Genomic DNA, 6,302 nt, shown 5'->3' with positions numbered 1-6,302 from the left:
CCGACGACCCCTTCATTACGAGTGAAGTGCTCTACCGACTGAGCTATTCCAGCAAACTGTAAATGTCATTTTCAAACCAGTACGCATTCAAGTATAGCTGTGTGTCGATCGTTTGTCAATAGATTTTTAAAGGGGTATTGTCTTTTTTCTCAAATTCACAATCCGTATAAACGGCAACGCTATCTGACTTCTGTCATCCTGCCTGCGTCCATCTCCCAGACATGATCTGCAAGAAGTGTGATATCTTCACTATTATGGCTGGTAAGAAGAATCGTCTTGCCTTTCTCTTTCCGCTCCATCAGCAAGGAACGTATTTCTTCCACCCCTTTCTTATCTAATCCATTAAAAGGTTCATCCAAAATAAGAAGATCCGGATCCTCCATGATCGCTTGAGCGATTCCCAGTCTTTGCTTCATTCCCATAGAATATTTGGCTACTGCTTTTTTTGAGGAAGGATCCAGTCCTACTTTGCGGATTACCTCCTTAATCTGCTCGTCTGTAACGCACCTGCGGATTCCTGCCAGCAGCCGGAGATTTTTAAACCCTGAGATTTGTGGAATAAATCCTGGATGCTCAATGATCAGCCCGATAGATTCCGGGAAATCCACATCTTTTCCAATCTGTTTCCCATCTACTGTAATCTTCCCTTCTGTTGGGGTAAGAAAACCGCAGATACATTTAAAAAGCACACTTTTCCCTGAACCATTATTTCCAATTACCGCATAAGTTTTCCCTCGTTGAAACTCGCAGTTGATTCCCTTAAGAACCTCTTCTTCCCGGAAGGTTTTTCTTAAATTTTCTATCTTTACCATTATTTCATTCATCCTCCGCCCCTCCGTTTCTCTATGAAAATACGAACTGATATCGTCTAGCCAGCTTTCTGATGATAAAAATGTTTAACAGAATCCATAGGCCAAGGATCAGATAACTATGCCATAACCTTGGTAACAAATCATATCCGAAATTATGCATATAGTAGGTAGCGTGATTTAAGGGTGAAATCCATCCAGTGATCACATTGCTTTTATACTGCAGTATCTGTGGTATGTCCAGGATTCTCCCGATGATTTCTGGATTTAACAAAAGCCCATAAAGATTCAGGATAAATACACTTAAGACCCCTCCGAACTGATTTTTCAAAAGATTAAATATCATCATAATCGTCGCTGTCAGCAGCGTATATAGAGTCATCAGAAGAAAGATCTCTGCCATGCACTGATAAGGCTTTGACATTTCCATCGTTTTCACGGATGCCGGCAACGCTATATCCTCTCCCACGCCAGAATAACCAAGAAGCGCTCCTGTCTCACTCCACATATTTCCCACAAAAGACAAAGGTGCACACAAAATGCAAAACATTACCAGCACAAAAAACATGTAAAGAAATGTTACCGTTACAATATACAGAATTTGTGCGCCCATCCAGGCCTTTCGTCCGCTCCTCATCAGATAATAGGGCGTGGCTTCATTGAGAAAAGGCATATCCATAAAGAAAAAAATCAGAAGAAAAGATGCCAGCAAAATGGATTTCCCACCACTAAACGCCCACACAAAGGGTTCAAAAATTTGCATGGTAGTCTCATATGTACGTGCAAACATAATGGCTTTGGCTGACATCATAACGCAAAATACAAAGGCCAATACAAAAGCCAGCATGATTCGGGGATTTTTCTTCCATCCCAGGAAATTCAGTTTAGTTATGGAACATACAAGACGAAACTCATTCATGGGTCCACCTTCTTTCCATGACGAACAGATAGCACGCTGCCGCCAGCACGTTAGCAACGGCCAAAACCACTACAACCTGGCACACCGGGGAGATCCGCAGTAATATCCACTCTTTGGGATTTAAAAGCGGATAGTCTGAAAGATACGCCTGAAACAGTGTGGATATCACATAGTATAGAATAAAAGGAGCCGCATATGCCATATAACGATTATTGGAAGTGCCTGCAATTGCTCCTCCAAGCAAAGCATATAAAGAGCTGTTCATACACAAGATTACAGTTCGTTTACACAAATATACAAGACTTTCCATTTGAAAGTTCTGTATTTCCATTTTATCCGTGTGAAAAATAAGCATAAACACAACCATAAGAAGCAGAACTGTCGCAAGAACAGTCAGGATTCCAAATGTAATACAACTGAGTATCTTACTGGTGTAGTATCGTTTCTTTGTTGTTCTAAGAATACTGTAATACAATGTCCCACTCTGTAAATCTTCTATATACATCCCGCTTGCTGCCAGAGTACATGCGATTGGCAGTACGTAAGTCAGAGCGTCTGTATGAAGGGCCAGATAAGCTGCAGAAAGGAAACGGATCTCCCCTTCCGGCAGCACTGTTTCAGAAATGTATTCCAGCATTTCTCCCATACCAAACGCTCCGGCTAAAAAGCACAGCACAATCCCCACATAAAAACCTGTGGAACACAATCCACGCTTACAGTCTACCTGATACATTCTGTTCATGATTCTTCCTTTCAGAAATTAGTCTACCGGAATCCGAGAATCAATATTAGGCTGGATATACCCTCCGTCAATGGCATTTAAAACAACTATCATATCACTAAAAGGAGTGGTTCCCAAAGTTCCAAAAGTCACTTCGTGTCCCACAGTAAAGACCCAAACCGGCACAAGCCACGCTCCGTCGGGATTCTCAAATGCCGGGACATTTGCTCCGCGAAGCTGGACATCTCTAATCTCATAATAATAGATATCTCCATAGTCCTCCTCCCCATACTTTGCCAGAGAAACATACAGCAGATGATCATATAATTTTTCTTTTATTTCATCAAAAGATAATAATTCAGTATTCTCTGCTATCGTCCCTGCCTTTTGGGAAAGATTATCCCATTCAAACTGCATGATCCCTTCCCCGGTCACAATAATACGGATTTGCTCCGTAGCAAAAGGAGGTGCATAAACTTCTTCCGGCAGATCATTGAAAGGCTGCTGAAACGGCTGTTCATATCCTGCAAGCTCTCCCGCCTTCCGATTGTAATAAATGGAGAATCCGTAATCTGTGATTCCCTCATCCTGATTCACGCCTGCCATACTCTCACCCTCTGCATTTCCAACCGTCCTGCAGCATCCCGTCATCGTGTAATCATTAAGTCCGAGATCTTCTAATACTTTTCCGCACATCGCAACTGCTTCTTCCTCCGAAATTGTAAAACGGTCTGTATCGTTCATCTCTGTTTCTATCCACTGAAGATATTCCAGATAGTTTTGACCGATCTGCAAAAGCTCACAGTTTTTCAATTTTTTTGCCAATTCTTTTTCGTCTATAAAATTCCCCTGCTGAAAAAGAAAATTTGTGGTACTTCCAACGTCCTCATCATAGTCGATCGCATAAATCAATGGATCCGTTTTCTTCCCGCAATCTACCCTTGCCCGAAATCCGATCTTCTCATCTGTATCAAAATAAAATTTACTGTATCTCGGTGCTATAGAACCGCTCTTTGTCTGTATCCGTTCGTACTCTGTCTGGCGTGGCTTATCAAGTTTCACCTCCACAGACTCTTTGCTCTCTTTTGGCGGCGCATCCTGCAACAGTTCATCAATCTGGTCTGTTTTGGCATCTATGATCTCCTGATCGTCAAATCCCCACTCTCCTTTGCCTTGCTGGAGAATTTCCTTTTCTTCCTCAAGGCGCGCTTTGCTCATCTCCGGCTCCTTATACAGCGGATTTCCGTCCGAAAAATACTCACAAAGCTGCTCCAGCAGTTCCCCTGTCATATGCTGCACTTCCAACTCATATACCGGTGCATTATAAATCTGCGGAAGATTGATCTGACAGTCCGCCTTGATGGATACTGCTATGTTTCCTTTTTCTACCGATTCCTGCCACTGATCTGGCGCTCCAAAGTCCTTGGGTATTTGCGACTCCTTTGGAAGAATACTATCCTTTGGCAGTCCCTTAGACTTATCAAGCACAATCTCCTCTTCCGGAGTCTCTTGACAGGCAGCTAAAGATAATACCATACATAAAACGCAGCAAATGGATAATATCTTTCTTTTCATACATTTATCCTCCACACCCATATCTTCTTCCTTTTACAGGACTATTTATATATTGTATTGTTGATATTATTATAAGATAAATTATCAGTATATTCAATCATATGTTAATCTGTTTTTTGAATTTTCCAACTCTCTTACAAATAAAAAACAGCAGTACCCGTAAGATACTGCTGCACACATTTTTCTTAAATATCATAATGATACCTACAAGCCAGAATGTAAACATTATTTTCATCTATTCTATATACCAACCTGTCAGTGTCATTTATTCTTCTGCTCCAGAATCCAGACAGATTTCCAACCAACGGCTCTGGTTTTCCTATGCCTGTATTCCCATTTCTTGATATGTCATCCAGAAGGTGATTTATTTTCTTCAATGTTTTCCGGTCTTCTGTCTGCCAATATATATAGTCTTTCCATCCATTTTCTGTAAAAACTTTATTCATCGCCCGCCTCATCCAGATTGTGCATGGAAACCATTCCCTGTTCTAATTGTTTCTTAGACTCTATCAGCCAGTCATAATTTGTCTTATTCCCGACAAGATGCAGATTTTCCATCATATTGTTATAAGATTCTTCCGAAATCATAACCACATTTTTATTGTTTTTTCTGGTTACGATCAGCGTTTCATAATCATCTGTAACTTTATCCATACAGCTTTTCATATTTTCTCTAAGCATAGTATAATTAACAGCCAACATATATCGCACCTCCAGACATACTGTTTTCTGTATTCACATTATAACGTACAATATTTTGTACGTCAATTCTCTTAGTACAATTATATGTACTCATCTGCTCTTCTATTCTAAATAATTTTCATTTTTCAAAATTCAGCTGTTTCAAGTCGCCTCGAACCGTATCTTAATGGGGCAGATCTCCGCTTTCGTTCCAACCCGCATATTCGGCCCGAACAATCCTACGCCGGAAGTCACGATATTGTGCATGTCACCTTTCTTAAGATAACCGCACGGATTTTCCCACAGGAAATCCATAACAAGATTGCCGGGAAACATCTGCCCGTCGTGGGTATGTCCGCACAGATCTACATCCACGCCGGCCTCGGATAATTCTCCAAGCTGGCTTGGCTCATGGTCTATCACAAGGATCGGTTTATCCTGATCCATATCTTTTGTAATCTCCTCCGGCTTGGCCCGCCTGGTAATTCCTCTTCCCGGACGCTTTTCATCCGGACGCCCATAGAGATAGAAGCTGTTGTCGATCAGCACTCCCTCATCCCTAAGAAGAGTGATTCCTGCTTTTTCAAGAAGCTCGTCCATCCTGGGATCACTGGCTTTTTCTCCTTCCCTGCTTCCGAAAGTAAAGCCTGCCAGGATCTTTTCCTGAATATCATGATTCCCATAGCAGGCAAACACACCATATTTACTCTTGATTCCTTTCAAAATGGAAATCAATCTTTCCGGATCGTCCAGCGCCTCATATTCGTTGTCAAAAATATCTCCCGCTATCACAACCAGATCCGGGTTTTGTGCATTGACTTTCTCTGTCATCTGTTCCATCTGACGGCATCCGATATTATAGCCCAAATGCAGGTCTGCAAGAAGCACCACATTCAGTTCATCCAGATTGCCTCCGTTCTTTTTTACGGTAATCTCATACTCTGTTGTCCGTATGATTCTGGCATTCACTACCCCCCAGACAGAAACGGCCATAATGATAAGAAGGGCAGCTCCTCCTCCAACGGCCAGCGTCCTGCGGGAGCGAAGTTTATCCTGATCGATCCTCTTTACCCGCCGCAGGATCAATCGTATCACATCTGCAATGACAACTGCCAAAACCGCATACAAAAGTACGCCGAGCCAGTAATTTCCCAGTGATTTGAAAAATCTCTGCAGATTGCCCGCCGGAAGAAGGAAGCCGATCAAAAGGGAAAGGGCCAGGATAAAATAAATCACGGCCATCCCTGCTTTCATCCATTTCTTCTGAAAGAAGTGATGGCAGGCCCCCATCCAGCGGAGCAGCCAGCGAAATAAGTATAGATTAACCAGTATATAAATTGGGGATAAATAGATTGCAATCATATGTATTATTCTCCTGTATATGTATGTAAATCTTGTTTTCCTGATTCCAGTTATCTGTTACCGCTCTACTTTCATAATCCGTAATTCCCTTTCCGGTATTTGGATATTTCATAGAATAAACGGTATCTGCCGCAAAGATCACTGTGAGCACCACACAGAAGGGGACCAAAATCTGAAGAGGTATCTTCTGGATCACATTGTCCAAAAGAGGCGCCAGGACATAGACCAGACCTAT

7 protein-coding genes and 1 pseudogene are annotated in these 6,302 nt (G+C 42.0%); all 8 read right to left on the bottom strand.

Annotation, left to right across the window (positions count from 1 at the left end; translation table 11 throughout):
- Positions 1 to 179 precede the first annotated feature (179 nt).
- Positions 180 to 824, bottom strand: coding sequence for an ATP-binding cassette domain-containing protein (locus tag WJ238_RS07760; protein ID WP_316268744.1), 645 nt, complete (start codon positions 822 to 824; stop codon positions 180 to 182).
- Between the two features lie 19 nt (positions 825 to 843).
- The gene (locus WJ238_RS07755; protein WP_230106336.1) at positions 844 to 1,728 is read right to left on the bottom strand and encodes a hypothetical protein; all 885 of its coding nucleotides are present in this window, start codon (positions 1,726 to 1,728) and stop codon (positions 844 to 846) included.
- Positions 1,721 to 2,470 carry a hypothetical protein gene (locus WJ238_RS07750; RefSeq protein ID WP_337606615.1) on the bottom strand — a complete coding sequence of 250 codons (750 nt, stop codon included), beginning with the start codon at positions 2,468 to 2,470 and terminating at the stop codon, positions 1,721 to 1,723. The genes WJ238_RS07755 and WJ238_RS07750 overlap by 8 nt, the downstream gene beginning before the upstream one ends.
- 18 nt (positions 2,471 to 2,488) lie before the next feature.
- Positions 2,489 to 4,024, bottom strand: coding sequence for a DUF6034 family protein (locus WJ238_RS07745; protein WP_337606614.1), 1,536 nt, complete (start codon positions 4,022 to 4,024; stop codon positions 2,489 to 2,491).
- Positions 4,025 to 4,209: 185 nt separating this feature from the next.
- Positions 4,210 to 4,470, bottom strand: a complete 261-nt coding sequence (locus WJ238_RS07740; RefSeq protein ID WP_337606613.1) for a Txe/YoeB family addiction module toxin — start codon at positions 4,468 to 4,470, stop codon at positions 4,210 to 4,212.
- A complete protein-coding gene (locus tag WJ238_RS07735; RefSeq protein WP_337606611.1) occupies positions 4,463 to 4,726 on the bottom strand; it encodes a type II toxin-antitoxin system Phd/YefM family antitoxin in 264 nt (87 codons plus the stop codon). The genes WJ238_RS07740 and WJ238_RS07735 overlap by 8 nt, the downstream gene beginning before the upstream one ends.
- A 141-nt stretch (positions 4,727 to 4,867) precedes the next feature.
- Positions 4,868 to 6,067 (bottom strand): metallophosphoesterase, encoded by a 1,200-nt coding sequence (locus WJ238_RS07730; protein ID WP_337606610.1) that lies wholly within the window; start codon positions 6,065 to 6,067, stop codon positions 4,868 to 4,870.
- Positions 6,027 to 6,302: pseudogene (locus WJ238_RS07725) on the bottom strand (hypothetical protein); the annotation flags it as partial. The gene WJ238_RS07730 and the pseudogene WJ238_RS07725, both read right to left, overlap by 41 nt.

It is taken from the genome of Claveliimonas sp., assembly GCF_037273965.1.
In the GTDB taxonomy this organism is placed as follows: Bacteria; Bacillota; Clostridia; order Lachnospirales; family Lachnospiraceae; genus Claveliimonas; species Claveliimonas bilis.
The sequence above is the reverse complement of the archived record's forward strand: the minus strand, read 5'-3'. Positions and strand labels throughout refer to the sequence as shown.